The organism is Bradyrhizobium sp. Kon10, from assembly GCF_055807395.1.
The window spans coordinates 134,507-157,111 of the sequence record NZ_JBVVOZ010000004.1; the positions used below are offsets into that span (position 1 = coordinate 134,507).

The following is a 22,605-nucleotide window of genomic DNA, read 5'->3' on the forward strand; positions in this document are numbered from 1 at the left end:
GCACTATCGCAGACCAAATCCGCCGCTACAACTGGCTTGGAGTTCTACCAATTCCGACAGGAGCGGCCGTGAGCCAAGCTGAGATCTCAAATTCCTATCCGACCTCCGCGCGCAACCAGGTCAAACGCCTTCACGATCGCGGCTTCTACGATCACGATACCGTTCATCGCATCCTGGATTCCGCAATGCTCTGCCACGTCTCCTACGCGATCGACGGCCAGCCCTACTGCACGCCGACGTTCTTCTGGCGCGAGGGAATACGGCTGTATTGGCATGGGAGCAGCGCCAGCCGCATGCTGCGCAACCAGACCAAAGGCGAGCGGGTCTGCCTGACCGTCGCCCATCTCGACAGCCTCGTGCTGGCGCGCTGCGGCTTCAACCACTCCGCGGATTACCGCGCGGCGATGGCGTTCGGCACCGCCTATCTCGTCACCGACCCCGAGGAGAAAGCGCGCGCGGTAATCGCGATGGTCGACCGCTTCTTCCCAGGTCGCACCGCGAGCCTGCGCCAGAGCAACAGCCAGGAGATCAAGGCGACCTCCTTTATCGCGATGGAGATCGAGGAGGCCTCGGCAAAAATCCGCGCCAAGGGTGTTGCGGACGACGACGAAGATTACGCGTTGCCGATCTATGCCGAGCGCATTCCCGTGCGCAGTGTGCTCGGCGCGCCCGAACCGTGCCCGCGCCTGCTCGACGGTGTCACGCGACCGGCGACGTTGAATAGCTATTCGGAAGGCCGACTGCTCGAAGATGCATTGCGGGAGGCCTATTTTGTGGAGTACCCGAACGGTTGAAATCGGCTAGTTTGGGCGCTCCTTCGATCAACTGGATGCCCGGAGTAGCCTGATGAACCCCGATACGCAGCAGCGGATTCTCGACGCCGTCGATGCCGGCTTCGAAGCCCAGCTTGCGACCACACGTGATTTCGTCGCGATCCCATCGACCCGCGGGGCCGAGGGACCGTGCCAGGACATGATCGGCGATCTCCTGCGCGAGCGCGGCTATGAGGTCGACGACTGGCACATCCATGTCGACGATCTCAAGGATTTGCGCGGGTTCGGACCGATCGAGCACGACTTCTCCAAAGCACGTTCGGTGGTCGGGACCTACCGTCCGCGGAGCAATGGCGGCAAGTCGCTGATCCTCCAGGGGCACTGCGACGTGGTTCCGGCCGGGCCGCTGGAATTGTGGGAGACGCCGCCCTTCTCGCCGGTCATCAAGGACAGCAAGATGTTCGGACGCGGCGCCTGTGACATGAAATCCGGCACGATCGGCGCGCTCTCAGCGCTCGATGCGATCGAGGCCGCAGGTTTCAAGCCGACGGCGCGAATTCACTTCCAATCCGTGATCGAGGAGGAGAGCACCGGGGTCGGTGCGCTCTCGACGCTTCAGCGCGGCTACCGGGCAGACGCCTGCTTTATCCCGGAGCCGACCGGCGGCAAGATGGTCCGCTCGCAGGTCGGCGTAATCTGGTTTCGCCTGCGTGTGAAGGGGCATCCGACCCATGTCGCCTTTGCCGGCTCGGGGTCGAATGCGATCATGGCGGCGTATCATCTCGTCCATGCCCTGCAAAAGCTCGAGATCGAGTGGAACGAGCGCGCGAAGGCCGATCGTTATTTCAAGGCGCTGAACCATCCCATCAACTTCAATCCCGGCATCATCAAGGGCGGCGACTGGGCGTCCAGCGTGCCGGCGTGGTGCGATGTCGACTGTCGTATCGCGATCCTGCCGGGCTGGTCGGTGGCCGATCACCAGAAGGAAATTCTGGCTTGCGTCGCCGCCGCCTCACGCAATCACCGCTTCCTCGCCAACAATCCGCCGGAGATCGAATGGTCGGGCTTCCTGTCGGAAGGTTATGAACTGACCGACGCGGCGGCGCCCGAAGCTGCATTTGGCAAGGCTTTCAACAAGGTCTATGGCGGCGCGGTCGAAGACCTGGTGTTCACTGCACTCACCGACACCCGCTTCTACGGCCTCAATTACGGCATCCCCAGCCTCTGCTTTGGCGCGAGCGGCGGCGAGATGCACGGCTTCAACGAATATGTCGAGCTGGAGTCGCTGAAGAAGACGACCAAGGCCATGGCGCTGTTCATCGCGGAGTGGTGCGGGGTGGAGCAGGCGTAGGGGCCTTCTGCCGTCATTCCGAGGAGCCCTTGCGACGAAGCAATCCAGACCGCCGCCCGCGGAAAGATTCTGGATTGCTTCGCTGCGCTCGCAATGACGGGGGTTGCCCAATCCACCGGCTCACCAAGATACTTTAAGCTTAAAATAAAGACTAGGATGCTGGCTCAGCCGGTGGCAGACTGGCGCCTGATCGCAAGGCCTTGAGTCCGCCGGGGAAGTAACGATGCGCGATTGGGACGATGCTTACGCCAATTCGGCCCATATCCCGGGCTCCGAGAAGCTGCCGGCGCTGTGGGCGGAGCGGGCGGCCGATTACCGCGCCGGGTTGAAGGGCTTTCGTCCCGACATCGCCTACGGCTCCCGTGAACGCCAGCGCCTCGACCTCATCCTGCCCGACGGCGACAGCAAGGGCCTTATCGTCTTCATCCATGGTGGGTACTGGATGCGCTTCGACAAGTCGGACTGGACCGACCTTGCCGAGGGCGCGCGGCATCATGGCTGGACCGTGGCGCTGCCGAGCTACACGCTGACCCCGGCCGCCCGCATCTCCGAAATCACCGCCGAGGTCACCGCCGCAATCGCCAAGGCGGCTTCGGTTGCCGCCGGCCCCATCCGGCTTGCGGGCCATTCCGCCGGCGGTCATCTCGTCACGCGCATGCTGTGCGACGACAGCGGGCTCGACCCTGCCGTCTACAACCGCATTGCCGGCACGCTCTCGATCAGCGGGCTGCACGACTTGCGGCCGCTGCTCAAGACCAGGATGAACGAGACGCTGCGCATGACCGTGGAGGAAGCCACGCTCGAGAGCGCCGCGCTGCATCAGCCGCGTGGCCATTCCCCGGTCACCGCCTGGGTCGGCGGTAGCGAGCGGCCGGAGTTCATCCGGCAGTCCGATCTGATGGCCAATATCTGGACAGGTTTTGACGTGCCGACGCGGCTCGTCGTCGATCCCGGGCTCAACCATTTCACCGTGATCGATGGGTTGAAGGATCCCTCGTCGTCGATCACCGCGCGCCTGATCGGCCTCGACTGACGAGAGGGATGATCGAAAGGGCTTGCCATGACGTCCAGCGGTTACGATCCCAGCAGAGAAGGTGCCGAGACCGAGTTCGCCCGGCGCATGTCCTATGGCGATTATCTCGCGCTGGATGCGATTCTCGGCGCGCAGCATCCGCTGTCCGAAGCTCACGACGAGATGCTGTTCATCATCCAGCATCAGACCACGGAGCTGTGGATGCGGCTCGCGATCCACGAGCTGACGGCTGCGCGCCGCGCGATCTCCCGGGACGAGGTCGCCCCCGCCATGAAGATGCTGGCGCGGGTGTCGCGCATCTTCGAGCAGCTTAACGGCGCATGGGACGTGCTGCGCACGATGACGCCAAGCGAATACACGCGCTTCCGTTCAAAGCTCGGCCAGTCCTCGGGCTTCCAGTCGCTCCAGTACCGCCTGATCGAATATCTGCTCGGCAATCGTAATCACGCGATGCTGAAGCCGCATGCGCATGATGCAGAGGTGATGCAACTGCTCGAAGCCGAGCTTGCGACGCCGAGCCTCTATGACGAGGTGCTGCGGCTTGCGGATCGCAACGGCCTCAAGATGCCGGCCGCGGTGCTGGCACGCGACATCCGCGAGACCCACAGCTTCAACGAGGGCGTGCTCCAGGCCTGGCACCAGGTCTACGAGGCACCCGAGACGCATTGGATGCTGTACGAGGTCGCGGAGAAGCTGGTCGATTTCGAGGATTACTTCCGGCGCTGGCGCTTCAATCACGTGACCACGGTCGAGCGGGTCATCGGCTTCAAGCGCGGCACTGGCGGCACTGGCGGCGTCAGCTATCTCAAGCGCATGCTGGAGATCGAACTGTTCCCCGAACTCTGGCGCGTTCGCACCATTCTCTAGAGATGTCCAATAGAGATGTCCAATGACCAAGCTTCGCGTCTACGAGGACACCAAGGCGCTGTTTCATCTGCCGGACGGCGTGATCTATCTCGACGGCAATTCGCTCGGTGCGCTGCCGCTGGGGGTTGCCGAGCGCGTCAGTCGCGTCATCACCGCGGAGTGGGGCGATGAACTGATCCGCGCCTGGAATAGTGCGGGCTGGTACGTGCAGCCGCGCCACATCGGCGACCGCATTGCACGGCTGATCGGCGCGGAAGCCGGCTCGGTGATGATCGGCGATACGCTGTCGCTGAAGGTTTATCAGGCGCTCGCTGCTGCGCTCGACATGAAGGCGGAACGCAAGATCATCTTGTCGGACACAGGCAATTTTCCGACCGATCTCTACATGGCCGAAGGCCTGATCGGGACACTCGGACGCGGGCATCAATTGCGCCTGGTGGCGCCAGAAGAGGTCGAGGCCGCGCTGTCGGAGGAGATCGCGGTGCTCTACGTCACCGAGGTCGATTACCGCACCGGCCGCCGCCACGATATGGCGAAGCTGACGGCAAATGCTCATGCGCTCGGCATCGTCACCGTCTGGGACCTCGCCCATTCGGCCGGCGCGCTGCCGGTCCATCTTGCGGCCTGCGGTGCCGATTTCGCCGCCGGTTGCACCTACAAATATCTCAACGCCGGTCCCGGCGCACCGGCGTTTCTGTATGTCGCGCCACACCACGCTGGCTCCGCGCGCGCCGCGCTGTCCGGCTGGATGGGGCACGCAAAGCCGTTTGCGTTCGATCTGGCCTATGCCGCGGCCGGCGGTGTCGAGCGCATGCGCGTCGGCACGCCGCCGGTGCTGGCGATGGCGGCGCTGGAGGCCTCGCTCGATATCTGGGATCAAATTGACATGGCGGACGTGCGCGCGCGTTCGCTCGCATTGGGTGATCTGCTGATAGCCGAGGTCGAGCGCCGCTGCCCGGCCCTGAAGCTGGTGACGCCGCGCGCGCACGCGCGACGCGGCTCGCAAGTCTCCTTCGCCTTCGGCAATGGTTACGCCGCCATGCAGGCTCTGATCGCCCGTGGCGTGATTGGCGATTTTCGCGCGCCCGACATCATGCGATTTGGCATCACGCCATTGTACATCGGCGAAGGCGAGATCGTACGGGCGGCGGAGATCATCGAAGAGGTGATTGCCGGTGAGATGTGGCGCCGGCCAGAATATCAGGTGGTCAATGTGGTGACGTAGCCTGAGATGGGCGCCATCGGCCTCGTTCAGCGCGGCGAGGCCATTACCTCGAGCGTCATTGCCTTGCTGATCGAAGCCATTCACGTTGAGACAAAATGATTTGGGAGGAGATCCGATGACGGCGCTTGAGAAGCTTAAAGCGATGAAGATGCCGTTCGCCGAGCTCAAGGGCGTCGAGTTCGTCGAAGCCGAGAAGGATCGCGTGGTGGCGCGGATGACGGTCAGGCCCGATCTCTGCACCCTTCATCACACGATTCACGGCGGCGCAGTCATGGCCCTGGCCGATTCCGTCGGGGCGGCCGCGACCGTGATCAACCTGCCTGAGGACGCCAAGGGCACGACCACGCTGGAGAGCAAGACCAATTTCATTGGTGGGGCCAAGGAGGGAGCGACGATCATCGCGACCACGACCCCGGTTCACCGGGGGAGGCGGACCCAAGTCTGGACCACGCGGCTCGAGACCGAGGATGGCAAGCTGGTCGCCGTGGTTACCCAGACCCAGCTTGTCCTCGTATGAATACGGGGCTTTGATTTCGTTAACGAATTGGTCGCGCCAGTGCCCCTAACTTGAGCAGGTTCCGGTCTTGAAAGTTTTGCTGCGACGCACAATATTGGAGGTCTAGGGATTCGAACGCCTCCTCGAGGGATACCAAGAGGAGTTTTGACTTGTCACTCGAACTAACTTTGGCACCCGAAGCCACCACCCGCACAATGCCCGTTCCGGGCTACGTGCGGACCTTGAGCCAGCAGGAAGAATTGCCGCTTCTGCGCGATCACCTGCTCAGGCTCGATGCCGAAAGCCGGCATGACCGCTTCAACGGTTTTCTCGACGACAGCTTCATCGAGCGTTACGCCGCCCGCTGCGCCGAGGACGGCACCGTGATCGTCGCCTATATCGTCGATGGCGTGGTCCGCGGCGCGGCCGAACTGCATCCGCCGGAGGATGATTCGCTGCCCGAAGTCGCCTTCAGCGTCGAAGCCTCCGCGCGCCGTCAGAACGTGGGCACCGTGCTGTTCAGCCGCCTGATCGCCGAAGCGCGCTGGAAAGGTTTCAAGCGCCTGAGGATCACGACGGGTGCAGAGAATCACGCCATGCGCGCGCTTGCCAAAAAGTTTGGTGCGCATCTGCAATTCCGCCATGGGGAATCCACCGGCACGATCGACCTTGGCAAGACGCCCGAAGCCGAGCTTGCCGATCTCGCAGCAGCGCCGTTCACGGCCGGCCGCGCCTTGCTCAGCTTCAATTCTACCTGGTGGAAGCTCATCTCGAGCATGTACCCCAGCCGCGCCGTGTAGAAACAAAAAGCGGACCGGCAACGCCGGTCCGCTTTGGTATCTACGTCAACGAAATAGCGCGTCAGGTGCCGGTGCGCTTGTCATTGCCGAAGCGGCGGACGACGCGGCGTTCGACCACCACCGAGCGCTGCGCGCCCTGTTCGCCGGCGATCACGCGGGTAGAGCTGATGCGGCTGTTGGTGCGGACCTGTTTCTTGACCTCGGCCTGAACGACATCGAGCGGCATTCCCATCAAGGCCGCGGCGATCTCGGCCTGCTGCTCCTGATCGTCGGTGATGCCGACGGCGGCGAAGATCGCCTCGTCCAGGGTGGGCGGATCGTGGCGGACGCGCCGCGTGCCGTACTTGGTATTCCAGTCTGCGTTCATAGGTGCCTCGTTTCGATCCCGGGATACCTAGTGCGGTCTATGTTGCATTGCAATATGAATTTGGTGTGGCATCTCAGCTATGCGCTCAGACTCCGCCAGCTTGCCCCTCGCTAGGGCATCGCTGCCTCGCGTGCGGTGGAGCGGACCGGCGCCTGCGGCCAGCGCTTGAGCGCGGCGTGGCCGGCTTCCGATAGTCGATAGATGCCGCGCTCGGCGCGCTCGAACCAGCCGTAGACATTGTGCAGCAGAATCTTGCCTGCATCGGGGCAGCGCTCGCGCAACACGCGCACCGGTCTCGGCCCTTCGGCGAGCGCCGAGGCGCAGGCCAGCGCCTGCTGGCGATAGGCCGTCATGATCGGCGTCCGCGTGCTGCCGCCCAGCACGGGATCGCCCTGGCGGCGCTGATGTTCGGCGACCAGGCGCGAGCGCGTCTTCGGCTCGCGGCGCGGTGCCGCCGTCGGCGGCTTCACCAAGACCTCGACAAGGCCACCGTCGGTGACGCCGAGCATGCCGAAGCCCAGGCGTCGGCAGAGATTGCGATAGCGCGCATCGCTCTCGCGCCCCTTGCCGCGCACCGACATTTTTGCGGCGATCCAGACCTCGTCGCCGGCGGGCGCGCGATCGACCGCTTGCAAAATCAGTTCGAGATTGAACGCGAGCTTGAGCTCGCCAATCACCACCACAGGCGGATCGCCGGCGCTCAGGCCAACGAGATCGCAGCCGCCGATCTCGCCCTTCACGGTGAAGCCGAGCTCTTCGAGGAAGCGTTTGACGGGCAGATAGAGCGCGGTTTCCACAGCAGGTCCGATCGGAGAATCAGTGCCGGCAGTTTAGCCCGGATCGGACTCGGGCCGAGGGGCCATTTGATGGGAACACGCGGTGCGGTTATCTTGCGGGCGGGAACAGGCGGGCGCTTGCGAAATGACAATCAGGAACGGGCTCTACCACATCCGGATCGAGATGCTGGATGCTGTCCAGGGCGGCAATCAGGGCGTCATGGTGCTCCGTGACGGCACCATGCGGGGTGGGGATTCCTTTTTTTACGCGTATGGCACCTACAGCTCTGCCGACGGCAAATGGAAGGGCGAGCTGACCAACGAGGAGCACTCGCCCTCGTTCGACGAGCGTCCGGTGTGGGGCCGCAAGATCGTGACCATCGGCTTCAGCGGCACCTACACAGACGAGACCGCCTACGGCGAGGGCATCGCACTTGCGGGCAAGCAGAGTATCCGCTTCAGAGGCAATCTGCGGCTATTGGTGCCGGATTGACTTCTTTCATTGCACAAGACGGTCATAGTCGGCATGCGAGCCGGTCCAGAACCAGACGTAGACTCCGTCGGCCTCGACAGCGAGAGCGCGATAGCGCAATCCGACTCTGGCGGACCAGTATCGTCCGACCCGTTTGAACTGAAGCTAGGGATGGCTGTGATCGCTCTTCAACAGGTTGAAATTGGCATCGGCGAGCCGTCGAACATTGACGGGCAAAGCCTCATAAGCCTTCCAGAATCTGGGCGACGCCGTGTGTTTCACAACTCGCGGGTCTGGCCGGCGCGATAGGCGCTCAGCGCCTCCTCGGCGAAGGCATCGAGCTTGCCCGCTTGAGCGCTTTGCTCCAGAGCCTGATCAAAGCGCTCTGCGTCGAACTGCTCGAACCATGCACGAAACCGTGCCAATTCGTCAGGCGCAAGTCGTTCGATCGCTCGTTCGATATCTTCGGTTGTCATTGTTCAAATATAGCAGCGCAGGGGGGCCGGGAAAAGATGCCTGGCCACCAAACCTACACCCGTCCGCTTACCGGGATCAGCGCGCCAGTGACGCCGCTCGCGGCATCGCTCGCTAGGAACAGGATCACCTCGGCAAGCTCCTGCGGCATCACCCACTTGGAGAAGTCCGCTTTCGGCATGCTGGTGCGGTTGGCCTGGGTGTCGATGGTCGAAGGCAGCACCGCGTTCACGGTGACCTTGCCTTTCCATTCATTGGCCAGCGCTTCGGTGAGGCGGTGCACGCCTGCCTTCGACGCCGCATACGGCCCCATGCCTGCGCCCGCCTGGAGCGCGCCCATGGCGCCGATGTTGACGATGCGGCCTACCTTCGCGGCAGCGAGATGTGGCAGCGCCGCGCGCGCGGTATTGAGCGCCGTCAGCACGTTCAACGCATACATGCGCTGCCACGTCGTGATGTCGCCGTCACCGACGGGCTCGAAGGCAAAGCCGCCGGCGATGTTGATCAGGGCATCGAGCTGACCGAAGTGCTTTGCCGCCGCCTCGACCGCCGCCTTCGCCTGCGCCGCGTCCGATAGATCGACGCTGCCGATCTCGATACGCTCGGCGGTCGCGGGTGTTTGAGTTGGCGCGTGATCGATGCCGGCGATCCGCGCGCCACGCGACTGCGCGATGTCCGCGACCACCTTTCCAAGTGCGCCCAGCGCACCGGTTACGATCAGAACCTTGCCTTGCATCATCGTTTCTCCCGGTGGGGCCGCTCTACGATTGCAGATAGTGCGCCTTGAGCGCGGTCTGCTCTGCTGTGCCGAGCTTGAGCCCCTCGCGCAAGTAGGTTTCGAGATCGCCATATTCGCCGGCGACGGCCTCGAAAGCGGCCGCCAGATAAGAGGCCTCGACGGAACCGATCGCGTTGAGAACGTCGGCGGGCAGATCCGCGGCGCTCGACGCGTCGCGCTTGTAATACGTGTTGGTCAGCAGGTAGTCCTCGGCAATGACGTCATCGGGAACGCCGAGCGCATGCAGGATCAGTGCGCTGGCAAAGCCGGTGCGGTCCTTGCCGGCGGTGCAATGGATGACGAGCGGCGCACGGTCTTCGAGGAGATGGCCGAACAGGTTGCGAAAAGAATGCGTGTTGTGGCGGACATAGTTGCGATAGGACTCGCGCATGATCTCCAGCGCGACCGGAGCGGTCAGCGTGCCTCTGGCGAGTTCGGCGCGTAATGAAGCCACCACCGTCGGCTCGATCGGCAGCGAATGCACGGTGATCTCGTCGACCACGCAGACGCCGGCCGTACGCTCTTCGACGCCCCGGAAATCGAACGCGCTCCGGACCCCGAGCGCGCGGACGATCTCGATATCGGCAGCCGTGAGCTGGCCGAGATGGTTGGAGCGGAAGATGTGCCGCCAGCGCGTGGTGCGGCCGTCGGCGGTCGGATAGCCGCCGAGATCGCGAAAATTGCTGGCGCCTTGCAGATTGAGGTGGCGGACAGGGGAGTCTGACATGAGATCAGCTTTTGCTAGATTGGCGGCGGCTATTACAGGGGGCGATCATGGACCGACACAAGGCCATCATTTTGGCTATGACCATGCTGGCGGGCGGAATTTGCTGCACACGGCAGGCGGACGCACAGACGTTTCAAACCTACCGCTGTGCCGATGGTACGCAGTTCATCGTTGGATTTTATGACGACGACAAGCGCGCCTTCCTCCAGATCGACGGCGAACCCGTCACGCTGGCCAAGCGGCTGACGGTCTCAGGCGCACGCTATTCGGGGGAGGGGATCACCCTCAAATTCGGGAAGGCCGGCCTCACCACGGTGAAGCATCTCAAGCGGCCGGTCACAGCCTGCGCGGTGATCTGATGCCGCAACCAAGTCTGGAATCAAAAAGGGCCGAAACATCGTTGTTTCGACCCTTTTTCAAACTGCCGCCGGGTGCCTGTGAGAGCGCGGCGGTACTGAACCGAACCCAGGCATCAGCGATCCCATTTCGGCTTGGCTTCATCGACGGCTTCCTGATGGTACCAGCTTTCGCTGCAGATCGTCTCATTCACGGGGAAAGAGGCGTGGTCGGCGGGAAGGTGGGACGCACCGTAGCGGCGCCCGTCGAGAGCCGCGCGGCCTCCGACGGGGAATTGGTAGATCTTTGCAGATCCGTGACTCAGTCCATTATTCATCATTGCGGTATCTCCTGAGATCGAAGCGGTTGACCTCCATGGTGCGCCCGACTCATTGGCTTGTGGTTACTGGACCCCCCATATCGGCCGTGCATTCCAAAATGCAAAGTGCTGAAAAGGAAATCAGTTTGGGCCTAATTTGTAGGCAGCGACCGTTCTGCCTGCCCTGAGGCAGCCGCCGGATGACCAACGTGTGGGCCATTGCGAAGGTTGCGAGCGCCGTCCAAAGAGTTCGCGAATATTGCTTGACGTTGATGCGCGTTTAATCGGCAACCTCGGGCAGGGGGACGGTTGCATCGGAACCGTGCGTTTTCCTCGGGGTTTTTGCAGTGCAGCTTCACGGAAAGGTGCGCCGCTATGACGCACGCAGTTCCGGCCGTCCGGCTGGAGTTCACTGGCGTCAGGTCGCGGGGGGAAAAACCTCCCCGCGCCGCGGCTTTTTGGCACGTTAAATGCTTGAGACGCGTTGGCCGATGGTGGCCGGGTACAAACGTGCGGGGACCAGCCGTCCCCACCTTTCGCATCATCTACAGAGAGGCTCAATGACCAAGTATAAGCTCGAGTACATCTGGCTCGACGGATACACGCCGACTCCGAACTTGCGCGGCAAAACACAGATCAAGGAATTCGCCTCGTTCCCGACGCTTGAGCAGCTTCCGCTCTGGGGCTTCGACGGCTCCTCCACCCAGCAGGCCGAAGGCCACAGCTCCGATTGCGTGCTGAAGCCGGTCGCGGTGTTCCCGGACGGTGCCCGCACCAACGGCGTGCTGGTGATGTGCGAGGTCATGATGCCCGATGGCAAGACTCCGCACTCGACCAACAAGCGCGCCACCATCCTCGACGACGAGGGCGCGTGGTTCGGCTTCGAGCAGGAATATTTCTTCTACAAGGACGGCCGTCCGCTCGGCTTCCCAGCCTCCGGCTATCCGGCGCCGCAGGGCCCGTACTACACCGGCGTCGGCTATTCGAACGTCGGCGACATCGCCCGCAAGATGGTGGAAGAGCATCTCGATCTCTGCCTCGCGGCCGGCATCAACCACGAAGGCATCAACGCGGAAGTCGCGAAGGGCCAGTGGGAATTCCAGATCTTCGGCAAGGGCTCCAAGAAGGCCGCTGACGAAATGTGGATGGCCCGCTACCTGATGCTGCGCCTGACCGAAAAGTACGGCGTCGACATCGAATTCCACTGCAAGCCGCTCGGCGACACCGACTGGAACGGCTCCGGCATGCACGCGAACTTCTCGACCGAGTATATGCGCACGGTCGGCGGCAAGGAGTACTTCGAGGCGCTGATGGCCGCCTTCGACAAGAACCTGATGGACCACATCGCGGTCTACGGCCCGGACAACGACAAGCGCCTGACCGGCAAGCACGAGACTGCGCCCTGGAACAAGTTCAGCTACGGCGTGGCCGACCGCGGTGCTTCGATCCGCGTTCCGCACTCTTTCGTCAACAACGGCTACAAGGGCTATCTGGAAGACCGCCGCCCGAACTCGCAGGGCGACCCATACCAGATCGCTTCGCAGATCCTGAAGACGATCGCATCGGTGCCGGCCGACAAGAAGGCGGCCGCCTAACATCCTCCGGCCCGGGCTGGGGGGCTGGCCCGGGTTGGCTTTCAATCCGCCGGAGCAGAAAAGCTCCGGCGGATTTTGCATTTTGATGATGGCGATTGCTGTGGCCCGCCCCCTGTGGCCGTGCAAAATTTGTCCATCGCGGTGGAAAGCGGGATAGACTAGGCCGCGATGCGCGCAAGGCCGGGGACGGCTGGTGTTTGAAGGCTTCTACAAGGTGACGTTTCAGCTCGGCGACGCGGTCGGCCGGAGCGTGATGCATGCCGGCAGCGGCAAGATGCTCGGAGGCAATTCCGCGTTCGCCCATATCGGCCGTTACGAGAAGACCGGCGACGGCGTCGACATCGTCATCAAGACCGTCCGCCACAATCCCGATCCGAACTACCGCGCCATGGCCGGCACCGATGATGCGACGTTGATCGCAAAGGGCCGGGCCGACGGCGATCTCTACCGGTTCAAGGGCGAGCTGAAGGAGCTGCCGGGCGTGCCGTTCCAGTCGGTCATGGCGCCGATCACGGAGGACGAGGTGCCGATTGCGGGTACCGTCGGCGAGGCCGGCATCGCTGATGGCCTCTACTCGATCCACCTGCGCATGCTCGATGGCGTCGATGGCGGTCTCACCGGCGTGATGCTGCTGAACCGGGGGCGCATTCTCGGTGGCGATGCGTCCTTCTACTACCTTGGCAGCTACACCGCCGCGGCCGGCCGCTGGAAGGGCCAGATCCTCAACCAAGAGCATACGTCCGCCAAGGACGATCCGATTTTTGGCGGCCACGAGGTCGGCATCGGCTTCTCCGGCAGCTATGATTCGGAGCAGGCGGTGCTGGAGGCAACCGCGCTTGCGGGCAAGCGCAGCCTGCGCCTGACCGCGGCGCTCAAGCTGATGCACCGCGCCTGATCGTTTCGGGAATTGCACATGGAGAACGCCCCCTGCGCGAGTCCGGACTCGAGCCTTGAATTCGCCGGGACCTCGCGGCAACTTGTCGTCTATGCGGACTTTTCTCTGTGCCATCCTCTTCACGCTTGCCGCGCCGTTGTCGGCGCATGCGCAATCGGCCGATCTTATTCTGTGCGACCGCGTTGCCGCCGATCCCAGCGATCCCGACAAGCCGGCCGATGTGAAGGGCGTGCCGGAAGTGGCAGCCTCGGACGTCACGACCGCCATCAAGTTCTGCAAGCAGGCCGCGCCGTCCTCGCGCCGCGCGATGTTCGCGCTCGGTCGTGCCTACGCAGCCAACCGGCAGACCGCCGAGGCGATTGCCGCCTGGCGCAAGGCGGCCGACAAGGGCTCGAGCGCAGCCATGGTCGAACTCGGCGTGCTCTACGGCACCGGCGCCGGCGTTGCCAAGGACGAGGCGCAGGCGCGAAAACTGTTCGAGAAGGCAGCGCAGGCGGGCAATCCCCGCGGCGTCTCCAACCTCGCCGCGCTCGGCATCGCCGGCGGTACCGCGCCCGCCGATCCTGCGCAGGCCCGCGCGCTGCTGGGCAGGGCGGCCGACACCAATGCGGAAGCGCAGTACCAACTCGGCCTGATGCTCGCGAGCGGCAACGGCGGCGAGAAGGACGACGCTGCGGCACGCGCGATGTTCGAGAAGGCGGCAACGCAAAACCATCCCGGCGCGCTGGAGCGGATGGGCGCCTTCGCGCAGGAAGGCCGCGGTGGTCCGAAGGACAAGGACGCCGCAAAAGCCTATTACGAGCGGGCCGCCGCGCTCGGTGACGAGGATGCGAAGAAGGCGCTGGAGCGGCTTCGTTGCCCTTACGCAATCAAGGACAAGCAAGGCAAGCTCGTCACGACGCTGTGCTTCTAGCCGGCCGCCAAGCCGTGATGGAACAGACCTCGCGTGAAGAGGGTTGATTCCGAGAGCACGACAGGAACGCAGCCATGATCCGAAAATTGGCATCCGGCGAATACCGCCTCTACTCACGCAAAGTGAACCCGAAGACCGGCAAGCGCCGCAACCTCGGCACCTTCAAGAGCCGTACTGCGGCCGAGAAGCACGAGCGCGAGGTGCAGTATTTCAAGCGTCATTAGCGCCTGATGAACGCGGTCCGGGACCGGCAAACGAAAAGCGCGAAAACAACCCCATGCACAGTAGCTAAGACGTTGAAATGGCTGAGCGGTCACAATTTCTGCTTACGGATTAGACGAAATTGTTGCTCCGTCGGGCAAAACAGGAGCATGATGACATGGTGGCTGAGTTCTTGGAGCCACAGGAGAAAGCTGCGTAGGCTCGAAGAATTGACCGTTGGAGTCTTTGCATCGTGGCGCAGCGTTGGAAGATACTTGCAGTTCTTTTTGTTGTCCGGCTGAGCATGGCTTTCCAGTTTCAATCGGTCGCCTCGTTGTCACCGGCTATGATCAAGACCTACGGCGTCGGGCTCGGCGACATCGGAGTCCTCATCAGCCTGTATCTGGCTCCCGGAATCGCGTTCGCATTGCCGGGAGGGGAAATCGGACGCCGCTTCGGAGACAAGCGAGTCGTGCTGGCCGGCTTGGCGTTGATGACGGCCGGCGGCTTGCTGATGGCGTTCGCTCCCAGCTGGGGTTTGCAAATTGCGGGGCGCGTTGTTGCCGGCATTGGCGGCGTCGTGCTCAATGTGCTGATGTCGAAAATGGTGACGGATTGGTTCGCGGGCAGGGAGATCGCCACGGCCATGGCGATCTTTGTCAATTCCTGGCCGGCGGGTATCGCCTTGTGCTTGTTTCTGTTGCCCACGATCGCGGCCGCAAGCGGCATCACCACTGCCTTGTTGGTGACGGCTGCATTCTGTGCGCTCGGTTTTCTCCTGCTCGCCGCGTTGTACCAACCGCCACTGCGGGACGATACCGCTGTGCGCACGCCTGCCGCCTGGCCATCTCAGGCCGCGACGCGCGCGATGATTGTCGCCGGAGCCATCTGGGGCTTGTTCAATGCCGCGCTGGGCATGGTTTTCGGCTTCGGCACCATCTTGCTGGTCGAACGCGGCTGGAGTCTTCCTGCGGCGGGATCTGCGACCAGCCTGGTATTGTGGATCGTGAGCCTGTCGGTCCCTTTTGGCGGTGTTTTGGCCGACAGAACAGGCAAGCACATCGAGATCATGCTCGTTGGCTTTGCGCTGTTCGCGGTCGCACTCGTCATAGCAACTCGGACCGACGCGGTGATCCCCGTGTTTGTCGCATTGGGTCTGGCTGGCGGTCTGTCTGCCGGCCCCATCATGAGCCTGCCCGCGCGCGTCCTTACTCCGCCGGTGCGCGCTGTCGGAATGGGAATCCATTTCACGCTGTTCTACGCGTTTGCTGTCGCCGCACCGGTCATCGCCGGAGCGTTTTCTTCGCGGGTAGGAACGGCGGGAGCAGCGTTCGACCTCGGCGCCTTCATGCTGGCGCTCTGCTTTCCGGCCTATTGGATTTTCAACCGGCTGGCTCCTCGCAAGGCTCACGCGCACTGATCGAGATGCAATGCTGTCGCGGACTTGGCAACGGACCTCCCATTGGCGAACTGGCGGCATCCCCACACGAGATCCACTCATCAAGACATGGCGGACGAGATTTGCTCCGGTTGAGTTCTTCGCGTTCTGAACCATTGCAGGCGTTTATAGCCCAAGCTAGCCTATTTCGATGACGAGCGGTCCGACCAGAATCGGCTTCGAGGAGCTTACAGACTTCCTCGGTCTTTTCTTCGACCGCTATATGGCCAATGGCAAGCCTGTATCACCGACATTCATCCGCTAACTATACTGCGCCAAATGGACATGAAGTCTCCCAAGAAGGCTGAGGCGGGTCTCAGGATGGCAGTTGCCGACTGTCTTGAAATGACCGCGCCGTGGACAACAGAACAGGTTGTCGAAGCCGATAGTTTTCTCGGTTCAAACGGGGCCGTCACCTTGTCTGACCTGAAACAAAGATTTCGTGGCCCAAAGCGAACGTGACTGGGTTTCCGCGGTTGGCCCGTTCGCGACCTACCCACCGGCTCGGTGATTGTCCGCACATCGCGGCCACGCGGGTAAGCGCGGCGTCCTGCCCGTGTTCCGAGCAGCGCCCCTGATCATTTGGATGGCTTCGGACCGGTCGGATCGAGCGAGATCCTGGTGAACCGCAGCTCTTTGACCCGGCCGATATCGACCGACAGCGCATTACACTTGCCGTCGTCAGCACACGCGAACTTCAGACTTCCGACCGGAAAGCCTGTCGCGAAAGCGTCAGTACCTACGGGCTGCAGGTCGAGTTCGCCCCGGGGATAGTGAAGTTTCAGCCCGTTCTCACGCGCGAACACTTGATAGATGACGCCGAGTTCTGTGCTGTAGTAGTAGCCCTCGTACGCTTTAAGCCGGTCCGCCGCGGGCTTGGCAATGGCTATCCGCTTCAGCGGAACAGTTGCGCCGTTCTGGTGGAGAATTGCGTTCTCGACCGTTCCGCCTTGCTGCACTTCCTCGAATACGACTTCCGCGAGAACTGCTCTCAGGCGGAAAGCGGTGTTCGAGACTGCGTACATTGGAAACGATGGCTGGCCGGTCGCGCGCGTGACGAGGTGGTCATTGTCCCTGCTGAAGGAAATGATGAAGCCAGGTCTAAGCTCATAGTCGCCAACATAGGCGTCGAGGATCCTCGGGTCGACCGCGACTTCCGGCTTTTCGTCAAAGGCTGGCTTGTCAGACGCTGGTTTTAGCAGATCCTTGAGATAGAGGTCGGCGATCCTGAATGAGAGCGCTGTTGGATTCAAATCCCCCGCGTTTGCGAGGACCACGACTGAGAAATGTTGCTCTGGAAACCTGAGAATATTCGTCCGATATGCCGCGTCGCCGCCAGCGTGAGCAACCGTCCTGAGTCCGCGATACTTTCCAATGAACAGCCCTGAGGCGTAGTCGATATCCTTGCCGTTGTTGAGCTTGCCCTTCTGCTGCATCTCGGCGAGCAGTGTCAGGCCGCCGACCTTGCCGGTGTAGAAATTCTCGTCCCAGCGCGCGAGGTCGCCGACCGTTGAAAAGAGGCTTGATGGTCCGACCGTCGAATAGGTTAGAGCCACATACTGGTATTTGCCGTCCGGCCGCCGCTCGTAGGAATAGGCGCGGTCTTTGACGACCGTGCCGTACTGATCCTGAAAATGTGTATGAGACATGCCGAGAGGGGTGAAGATGCGCTCCTGGGCAAACTCGGCCAACGTTTTGCCCGACGCTTGCTGCACGACCATGGCCAGGAGCGTGTAGCCGCTGTTGCTGTAGAGGAATTGATCGCCAGGCGCGAAGTTCAACTCCGTCTGTTGAAACAGCAGGCGCACGACGTCATCGTCCGTGATCTCGTCGTCGAGCCGCCACCCTGCCAGTGCCAACAGATTCCACTGGTCTCGGACACCGCTCGTGTGATGGAGCAGCTGGCGGATCGTGATCAACTTGCCAAAATCGTGCAACTTCGGAACATACTTGCGAACGTCATCATCCAGAGTCAGTTTTCCGTCCTGAGCGAGCAGGTAGATCGCGCAGGCGGTGAACTGCTTTGAGACCGACGCAAGGTGGAACACGGTTTCCGGCGTGTTTGGCTCGCCATACTCCAGATTGGCTGCGCCATAGCCTTGGCTATAGATAACGTTGCCGTTCTGAATGACGGCGATGGAAGCGCCGGGCGAGTCTGGCCGAGCCCATTTAGCAAATAGCTGATCGACAGCGTGCGCCATAACTCGTTCGACGGGTGCAGCGGGAGGCGTGGACTCCGTCTGGGCGCCGCTGGCGCAAGGCACGAAGAGACAAAGCACGGCAACAGCGGCCGTCATAATCCTGGCCAACATCGAACTTCTCCCGTGACCCGCCAAGGTTGCACAAAATAGCCGTAGGCGACAAGCGCCTGAGCCTGCCGCGAAGTCTTGACCAGCGCGGACTTCCTGGTCGCTTGATTTCGGCGACCTGAAACTTGTTCCCGGCAGATGGGCTGCTGCGAATTCGATAGGCTATGCGACGAGCTCCTTTATTGCCGATCCGCCCGGGGCTAGGATCGAGCCATCTGATCAGGCGACATCCACTTACTCCGGCCGTGAGTTGAGAGGCGTTCGCTTACTTCGGAAGGAAGACCGATGCGGGCAATCATCGTCGGTGCGGGAATGGGCGGGTTGATGACGGCGTTAGCGCTGCGACAATCCGGCGTCTTCGCATCGGTCGAGGTCTGCGAGCAAACCAAGGTGCCTAGCACCGCAGGTGCCGGGTTGAATATCCCGCCCAACGGGGCGCGGATATGTCGTTGGCTGGGCGTCGATCTCGATGGCGGGGATCCCAAGGGCCGCCATGGGGTGATCGACGGTGGCCGGGCGGCAATTCTGGAATCGACCCGGCAGTTCAACGCGGATGGGAGCGTGACACAGAGGCCGTTCGATCATCTCACCGCCGCAGGCGATGGCGCCGGGTTTCACCACATGCACAGGCTGGATCTGTTGATGTGCCTGTATAAGCGGGTGTTCGAATTCGATCCCGACAGCGGGGCGCCGTGCCCGATCACGGTGCACATGGACTGCAGGCTGACAGAGTTGCGTCAGACCACCGGCGAGGTGACAGCGACCTTTTCGAATGGCCGAACCGCCACGGGAGAGGTTCTCGTGGGTGCCGACGGGATCAACTCTGCCACTTTGCAGCTGGCGTGGCCGAATCCCCGTCCCAAGCGCTGGACCGAGGTGACGTGCTTTCGTGGACTCATTCCGCGGACAGTGGTTGCATCGCTCCGCAAGGCTGACGGTAGCCTGCTGGACCACAATCCCGTCAACTGCTTCAGCATGGACCGCCATCGCGCCGACAGGAGCGGGGCAACGACGTACTGGGTGCGCGGCGGTGAGTTGTTGAACGTGTGGATCGCGCATTATGAGCCTGACTCCGCCGCGTTCGAGCAGGAGGAGGGCGACTGGTTTCCCGTCAGTCAGGAAGAGATCGTTCGCGAGGTTGGCGAGGCGTTCACGCGGCACCCCAGCAGAGACGACCTCGTCGCTCTGGCGGGGGCGATCGTTCGTCCTACGAAGTGGGGCCTCTACGATCGCGATGCGCTCGAAACCTGGGTGCAGGGCCGCATCTGCCTGCTCGGGGACGCGGCGCACCCGATGCTTCCCACCTTTGGTCAGGGAGCTGCTCAATCCTTCGAGGACGCCGCTGCCCTTGCCAGCGCCTTTACGCTTCACAAGCGCGATGTGCCTACAGCCTTGTTGCATTACGAACGCGTGCGGCACTACCGCGCCACCCGCTTCCAATTGGGATCCAAATTCGCTTTCGATCACCTGAGGGCGAAGGACACCGCTGAGCAGAAGGCGCTACTCGAGAAACTGGACGAGCGCGTGAGCCCCGCCTTTGCCCACGACAAGCGCGGCGGCGAGGACGATTCCTGGATCTACGCCTACGACGCCCGCAGGATCGGCACCGAGTTGCCTTCCAAGAGATTGGGACCATGGGACTTCCGCCGAGCCGCCAAGGTCAAGTACGGTGGGACCACCTCCAAGCTCTGGATGCCCGCTAATCCCGCCAAGGGTACGCGCCGCGTCACGCGCGACGAGGTCGCCCTGCACGACACGCAAAACGACTGCTGGATCATCGTCTCAGGAAAAGTTTACGATATCACCGAGTGGGCTCCCCATCACCCTGGCGGCGCTGGAATCGCACGAATGTACGCTGGCAAGGAAGCCACTGCCGAATTCGGTGACTATCATAGCACCGAGGCCGTCGCGCACATGGCCAATTTCTGCGTCGGCGATCTCGTCGAGAATCCACTGATCTCGCCGTAGCGAGGCCCGCCAACGCATTGCAAAGCGTTGCCGGTCAAACTCGGCTTTGAGATTGCTCGCCATGAACTTCGTGGGCTCGATGACGTCGAGCCCACGGCAAGCATCCGCGACGGCGTTGGTGCCTTCTACGTTTCCGGCGAGCCGCTGCTCTACACCAACATGGGGCGCGTCTTGCCTCTGGTGATGGCCGCCGGGAAAGCCAACGGTCCAGCAAGTTTGTGCTGGTCCTCAATCTCAAGACGGCCAAAACTCTCGGCATCGCGGCGCCGGACCGCCTCCTGGCCGTGGCCGATGAGGTGATCGACTAAACGCGTTTTGCTGCGCTAGTATCCAGGATTTTGCGGCAATGCTGGGAGCTCGGACCGCGCTGCGATCGCCGAATAATTTATCGGAACCAAGGCGGGTGTTGTGCGTTGCCGCGCTGCTTTGAAAATGACGGCGTTGAAGCTGGATCGCACTCCGGCAAGTTAGGACGAAACGCCGGGGCGAGGTAACGCAGATGCTTCGTATCCGACTCGTGATAGCAGATCGCCGTCCTATCGTTCTGCAGGGTTTTGCGTCGCTATTTGCGGCGGAGCATGACTTCGAGATCGTTGCGTCGTGCATTGATGGAGCCGGTTGCCTCGAAGCAGTTCGTCGGCTGACGCCAGATGTCGTGCTTGTAGAGGACGGATTCTCCGACGTGACGGCTTCTGAAATGCTCGCCGCCGTCACTGCCGAAAAGCTTCCCACACGACTGGTCTTCTACACTGCGTCGGTTGCGCGTGGCGATCTCGCTGCCGCAATTGAAGCGGGTGCCTGTAGCGCGATTCCGATGCGCGAGGAGCCCGAGACCTTGATGCAGTCTCTGAGACTGGTGGTGCCGCCCGCGGGCCGGGCGGCTGCCAGCAAGGCAGGCAATGGCGCGTTTGGCAAAACTGGGCTGGCCGCGCTGACGGACCATGAGCGCAAGATCATGCGTCTGGTCGCCTGCGGCATGTCGAACAAGGAGATTGCGCGCCAACTTAAGGTCGCCCCAGGCACCATCAAGGTACGGCTCGATCACATATCTGCGCAGCTCGAGATCAAAAGCCGGACCGAGCTCGCAGCGTTCGCCCTGTCGCGCCTTTTCGGCGGGATCGGCGCGCTTGCAGCTCTGATTTGGGCAGCGCTGGACGACGTTCAGGACGCAAGCGCGACCGCCTTCGGTCATGCGAATACCGTGAGTGTCACGGTCATGGCCGCGGACGGCACCGGAGCGGTCGTAACCATCAAGATCGACCGCCAAAAGACGACCGCCGCACTTGTCAAAACGGCCGAAGCCCTGGGCAAAGCCGGCCGCGTTGACAATTCTATAGGCGACATGCCGATGCAGGCCGGCAGGCCCATCGAATCCCGCGCCGATTGTGCCGTCAGCACGATCGCGTTGCAGACCCTCAATCCTCCAAGGCCGGGCTTGAGCAGTGGGACGTTCCTGATGACGACCGTCGGCGTCTTGCTGTACGAGTTCCTTAACAGCCCCGCGCAGGCGTTCAACGTTTGCAATAGCCTGAGCGATTTCTCTGCGTCGGTTGCCACAAACGTCACCAGCGAGCTGATGGGTCACAATAATTCCGGCAGCGCCGAAGCGGAGCTCGGCGGCTTTGACAATTTGGCCTGGCTCAATCCCGAAATACCCCAAGACTCATTCGTTTTCGAGGCTGCCCGAAGCGATACCATCGGTAGAAGCGATGATTTTCAGATCATCGACGCAGCCGCGAGTCAGGATCGCGTCAGCGGCAACGGCAACCCTCACATCGGATCGGGCGGCGTCGATGCTCTCCTCGATCATGGCGGCTTTGATCAAACCGCCGCCAAGGACGCGTCGACGAATGCCGAACACGACACAACACAGCTGACCGCAGTCCACGGCGTCGATCATGACCAATCGCCGCGTGGTTTACCCGTTTCGGAAGAAGACGACGCAGCTGGCAAGCCGCATGCCGAGCACGGCCCGCCGGGACACGATTCAGATCACGCGCAATCGCAGCGTGATCTGCATGCTTCAAAGGGCGGTTCCGCAGCTGCCGGGCAGCATGTCAAGGATGATGTATCTGGAAGCCACGCCAATTCCGGCCAATCGCAGCGTGGCGTCCACGAGGCGCATTCAAATGCGTCCAAGAATGTGCATGGGGAGCCGAGCGAGCATGCTGGCGGCAACGGCCAATCGACCGATGCCTCCGCTCCGGTACATGCGCCGGGGCCCGGAGATTCCTTTCACTTCAAGAATGATATGGCAGAGGCCAAAGCTTCAGATCATTCCGGGGATAGCCACGGACACGATACGATTGGATATGGTCTGCACAATGCCGGCCATCATGAACCGGCGCAGATCCAGGATGCAGACCTGATTGGTCCTTCACACGCCGAGCAGGGCGCCGTTGATCACACAACAGGCGTGGTGCACCATCCGACGCATGATTTCTTTGTGTAGTCGGCGACGCGGCTTGCGTGCGGGTCGTCTCCAAATCGAA

General features: G+C 62.2%; 23 protein-coding genes. 16 read left to right on the top strand and 7 right to left on the bottom strand.

The features are described from left to right. Positions 1-68 precede the first annotated feature (68 nt). The 7 genes from AC0L2O_RS08165 to AC0L2O_RS08195 all read left to right on the top strand — a co-directional run bounded on the left by AC0L2O_RS08165 (position 69) and on the right by AC0L2O_RS08195 (position 6,545). The gene (locus AC0L2O_RS08165; RefSeq protein WP_473369364.1) at positions 69-794 is read left to right on the top strand and encodes a pyridoxamine 5'-phosphate oxidase family protein; all 726 of its coding nucleotides are present in this window, start codon (positions 69-71) and stop codon (positions 792-794) included. A 52-nt stretch (positions 795-846) separates the two neighbouring features. Beyond that, on the top strand, positions 847-2,124 hold the full coding sequence (locus AC0L2O_RS08170) for an ArgE/DapE family deacylase (protein ID WP_473369365.1): 1,278 nt from the start codon (positions 847-849) through the stop codon (positions 2,122-2,124). A gap of 223 nt (positions 2,125-2,347) precedes the next feature. Beyond that, positions 2,348-3,157 (top strand): alpha/beta hydrolase, encoded by an 810-nt coding sequence (locus tag AC0L2O_RS08175; RefSeq protein WP_473369366.1) that lies wholly within the window; start codon positions 2,348-2,350, stop codon positions 3,155-3,157. Between the two features lie 27 nt (positions 3,158-3,184). Beyond that, a complete protein-coding gene (gene kynA / locus AC0L2O_RS08180) occupies positions 3,185-4,024 on the top strand; it encodes a tryptophan 2,3-dioxygenase (RefSeq protein ID WP_369724191.1) in 840 nt (279 codons plus the stop codon). Between the two features lie 22 nt (positions 4,025-4,046). Then, positions 4,047-5,249 carry a kynureninase gene (gene kynU, locus AC0L2O_RS08185; protein ID WP_473369367.1) on the top strand — a complete coding sequence of 401 codons (1,203 nt, stop codon included), beginning with the start codon at positions 4,047-4,049 and terminating at the stop codon, positions 5,247-5,249. Between the two features lie 115 nt (positions 5,250-5,364). After that, entirely contained in the window at positions 5,365-5,766 is a 402-nt protein-coding gene (locus AC0L2O_RS08190) for a PaaI family thioesterase (protein WP_473369368.1), read from the top strand. A gap of 194 nt (positions 5,767-5,960) precedes the next feature. Then, positions 5,961-6,545 carry a GNAT family N-acetyltransferase gene (locus AC0L2O_RS08195; protein WP_473369517.1) on the top strand — a complete coding sequence of 195 codons (585 nt, stop codon included), beginning with the start codon at positions 5,961-5,963 and terminating at the stop codon, positions 6,543-6,545. 61 nt (positions 6,546-6,606) lie between these two features. Here AC0L2O_RS08195 and AC0L2O_RS08200 read toward each other — a convergent pair whose 3' ends face one another. Both AC0L2O_RS08200 and AC0L2O_RS08205 read right to left on the bottom strand, forming a co-directional pair. After that, on the bottom strand, positions 6,607-6,912 hold the full coding sequence (locus AC0L2O_RS08200; RefSeq protein WP_369724186.1) for a hypothetical protein: 306 nt from the start codon (positions 6,910-6,912) through the stop codon (positions 6,607-6,609). A 110-nt stretch (positions 6,913-7,022) separates the two neighbouring features. Beyond that, complete coding sequence (locus AC0L2O_RS08205; RefSeq protein ID WP_369724184.1) at positions 7,023-7,709, bottom strand: DUF2161 domain-containing phosphodiesterase; 687 nt, start codon at positions 7,707-7,709, stop codon at positions 7,023-7,025. 124 nt (positions 7,710-7,833) lie between these two features. On the opposite strand from AC0L2O_RS08205, the gene AC0L2O_RS08210 reads away from it, so the two are divergent. Then, positions 7,834-8,181 (top strand): GrlR family regulatory protein, encoded by a 348-nt coding sequence (locus AC0L2O_RS08210; RefSeq protein WP_369724182.1) that lies wholly within the window; start codon positions 7,834-7,836, stop codon positions 8,179-8,181. Positions 8,182-8,438: 257 nt separating this feature from the next. On the opposite strand, the gene AC0L2O_RS08215 is transcribed toward AC0L2O_RS08210, so the two are convergent. Genes AC0L2O_RS08215 through AC0L2O_RS08225 form a run of 3 tightly spaced genes read right to left on the bottom strand, consistent with a single transcriptional unit; the run spans position 8,439 to position 10,139 of the window. Continuing rightward, entirely contained in the window at positions 8,439-8,636 is a 198-nt protein-coding gene (locus AC0L2O_RS08215; RefSeq protein ID WP_369724180.1) for a hypothetical protein, read from the bottom strand. 53 nt (positions 8,637-8,689) lie between these two features. After that, positions 8,690-9,370 carry an SDR family oxidoreductase gene (locus AC0L2O_RS08220; RefSeq protein ID WP_473369369.1) on the bottom strand — a complete coding sequence of 227 codons (681 nt, stop codon included), beginning with the start codon at positions 9,368-9,370 and terminating at the stop codon, positions 8,690-8,692. Between the two features lie 25 nt (positions 9,371-9,395). Then, positions 9,396-10,139, bottom strand: coding sequence for a tyrosine-protein phosphatase (locus AC0L2O_RS08225; protein WP_473369370.1), 744 nt, complete (start codon positions 10,137-10,139; stop codon positions 9,396-9,398). 47 nt (positions 10,140-10,186) lie between these two features. Here AC0L2O_RS08225 and AC0L2O_RS08230 point away from each other — a divergent pair, with 47 nt between their 5' ends. Then, on the top strand, positions 10,187-10,498 hold the full coding sequence (locus AC0L2O_RS08230) for an MliC family protein (RefSeq protein ID WP_473369371.1): 312 nt from the start codon (positions 10,187-10,189) through the stop codon (positions 10,496-10,498). A gap of 113 nt (positions 10,499-10,611) precedes the next feature. Here the strand turns inward: AC0L2O_RS08230 and AC0L2O_RS08235 are convergent, their stop codons facing one another. After that, positions 10,612-10,815: a DUF2735 domain-containing protein gene (locus AC0L2O_RS08235; RefSeq protein ID WP_473369372.1), complete on the bottom strand. Its 204-nt coding sequence runs from the start codon at positions 10,813-10,815 to the stop codon at positions 10,612-10,614. Between the two features lie 539 nt (positions 10,816-11,354). Between AC0L2O_RS08235 and AC0L2O_RS08240 the strand changes: the two genes are divergently transcribed. The 5 genes from AC0L2O_RS08240 (at position 11,355) to AC0L2O_RS08260 (ending at position 15,818) form a co-directional block, all read left to right on the top strand. Beyond that, complete coding sequence (locus AC0L2O_RS08240; RefSeq protein ID WP_148740899.1) at positions 11,355-12,389, top strand: glutamine synthetase beta-grasp domain-containing protein; 1,035 nt, start codon at positions 11,355-11,357, stop codon at positions 12,387-12,389. Positions 12,390-12,582: 193 nt separating this feature from the next. Beyond that, a complete protein-coding gene (locus AC0L2O_RS08245; RefSeq protein WP_473369373.1) occupies positions 12,583-13,284 on the top strand; it encodes a GrlR family regulatory protein in 702 nt (233 codons plus the stop codon). 91 nt (positions 13,285-13,375) lie between these two features. Next, positions 13,376-14,197 (top strand): tetratricopeptide repeat protein, encoded by an 822-nt coding sequence (locus tag AC0L2O_RS08250; protein ID WP_473369374.1) that lies wholly within the window; start codon positions 13,376-13,378, stop codon positions 14,195-14,197. A 74-nt stretch (positions 14,198-14,271) separates the two neighbouring features. Beyond that, positions 14,272-14,421 carry a hypothetical protein gene (locus tag AC0L2O_RS08255; protein ID WP_369724168.1) on the top strand — a complete coding sequence of 50 codons (150 nt, stop codon included), beginning with the start codon at positions 14,272-14,274 and terminating at the stop codon, positions 14,419-14,421. A 230-nt stretch (positions 14,422-14,651) separates the two neighbouring features. Continuing rightward, positions 14,652-15,818 (top strand): MFS transporter, encoded by a 1,167-nt coding sequence (locus AC0L2O_RS08260; protein ID WP_473369375.1) that lies wholly within the window; start codon positions 14,652-14,654, stop codon positions 15,816-15,818. 596 nt (positions 15,819-16,414) lie between these two features. Here AC0L2O_RS08260 and AC0L2O_RS08265 read toward each other — a convergent pair. Further along, the gene (locus AC0L2O_RS08265; protein ID WP_473369376.1) at positions 16,415-18,148 is read right to left on the bottom strand and encodes a serine hydrolase; all 1,734 of its coding nucleotides are present in this window, start codon (positions 18,146-18,148) and stop codon (positions 16,415-16,417) included. A gap of 282 nt (positions 18,149-18,430) precedes the next feature. On the opposite strand from AC0L2O_RS08265, the gene AC0L2O_RS08270 reads away from it, so the two are divergent. Together AC0L2O_RS08270 and AC0L2O_RS08275 are read left to right on the top strand one after the other, a co-directional pair. Next, positions 18,431-20,113: a cytochrome b5 domain-containing protein gene (locus tag AC0L2O_RS08270; protein WP_369724162.1), complete on the top strand. Its 1,683-nt coding sequence runs from the start codon at positions 18,431-18,433 to the stop codon at positions 20,111-20,113. A 499-nt stretch (positions 20,114-20,612) separates the two neighbouring features. Continuing rightward, positions 20,613-22,565 carry a LuxR C-terminal-related transcriptional regulator gene (locus AC0L2O_RS08275; protein WP_473369377.1) on the top strand — a complete coding sequence of 651 codons (1,953 nt, stop codon included), beginning with the start codon at positions 20,613-20,615 and terminating at the stop codon, positions 22,563-22,565. Positions 22,566-22,605: the final 40 nt, after the last annotated feature.

What these genes read in the sequence shown, in the direction of transcription:
- AC0L2O_RS08240 (WP_148740899.1), top strand. Translation starts at nt 11,355, where the DNA reads ATGACCAAGTATAAGCTCGAGTACATCTGGCTCGACGGATACACGCCG.
- AC0L2O_RS08275 (WP_473369377.1), top strand. Translation starts at nt 20,613, where the DNA reads ATGCTTCGTATCCGACTCGTGATAGCAGATCGCCGTCCTATCGTTCTG.
- AC0L2O_RS08200 (WP_369724186.1), bottom strand. Translation starts at nt 6,912, where the DNA reads ATGAACGCAGACTGGAATACCAAGTACGGCACGCGGCGCGTCCGCCAC.
- kynA (WP_369724191.1), top strand. Translation starts at nt 3,185, where the DNA reads ATGACGTCCAGCGGTTACGATCCCAGCAGAGAAGGTGCCGAGACCGAG.
- AC0L2O_RS08250 (WP_473369374.1), top strand. Translation starts at nt 13,376, where the DNA reads ATGCGGACTTTTCTCTGTGCCATCCTCTTCACGCTTGCCGCGCCGTTG.
- AC0L2O_RS08190 (WP_473369368.1), top strand. Translation starts at nt 5,365, where the DNA reads ATGACGGCGCTTGAGAAGCTTAAAGCGATGAAGATGCCGTTCGCCGAG.
- kynU (WP_473369367.1), top strand. Translation starts at nt 4,047, where the DNA reads ATGACCAAGCTTCGCGTCTACGAGGACACCAAGGCGCTGTTTCATCTG.
- AC0L2O_RS08210 (WP_369724182.1), top strand. Translation starts at nt 7,834, where the DNA reads ATGACAATCAGGAACGGGCTCTACCACATCCGGATCGAGATGCTGGAT.
- AC0L2O_RS08225 (WP_473369370.1), bottom strand. Translation starts at nt 10,139, where the DNA reads ATGTCAGACTCCCCTGTCCGCCACCTCAATCTGCAAGGCGCCAGCAAT.
- AC0L2O_RS08265 (WP_473369376.1), bottom strand. Translation starts at nt 18,148, where the DNA reads ATGTTGGCCAGGATTATGACGGCCGCTGTTGCCGTGCTTTGTCTCTTC.
- AC0L2O_RS08195 (WP_473369517.1), top strand. Translation starts at nt 5,961, where the DNA reads ATGCCCGTTCCGGGCTACGTGCGGACCTTGAGCCAGCAGGAAGAATTG.
- AC0L2O_RS08270 (WP_369724162.1), top strand. Translation starts at nt 18,431, where the DNA reads ATGCGGGCAATCATCGTCGGTGCGGGAATGGGCGGGTTGATGACGGCG.
- AC0L2O_RS08230 (WP_473369371.1), top strand. Translation starts at nt 10,187, where the DNA reads ATGGACCGACACAAGGCCATCATTTTGGCTATGACCATGCTGGCGGGC.
- AC0L2O_RS08170 (WP_473369365.1), top strand. Translation starts at nt 847, where the DNA reads ATGAACCCCGATACGCAGCAGCGGATTCTCGACGCCGTCGATGCCGGC.
- AC0L2O_RS08255 (WP_369724168.1), top strand. Translation starts at nt 14,272, where the DNA reads ATGATCCGAAAATTGGCATCCGGCGAATACCGCCTCTACTCACGCAAA.
- AC0L2O_RS08175 (WP_473369366.1), top strand. Translation starts at nt 2,348, where the DNA reads ATGCGCGATTGGGACGATGCTTACGCCAATTCGGCCCATATCCCGGGC.
- AC0L2O_RS08215 (WP_369724180.1), bottom strand. Translation starts at nt 8,636, where the DNA reads ATGACAACCGAAGATATCGAACGAGCGATCGAACGACTTGCGCCTGAC.
- AC0L2O_RS08220 (WP_473369369.1), bottom strand. Translation starts at nt 9,370, where the DNA reads ATGCAAGGCAAGGTTCTGATCGTAACCGGTGCGCTGGGCGCACTTGGA.
- AC0L2O_RS08235 (WP_473369372.1), bottom strand. Translation starts at nt 10,815, where the DNA reads ATGATGAATAATGGACTGAGTCACGGATCTGCAAAGATCTACCAATTC.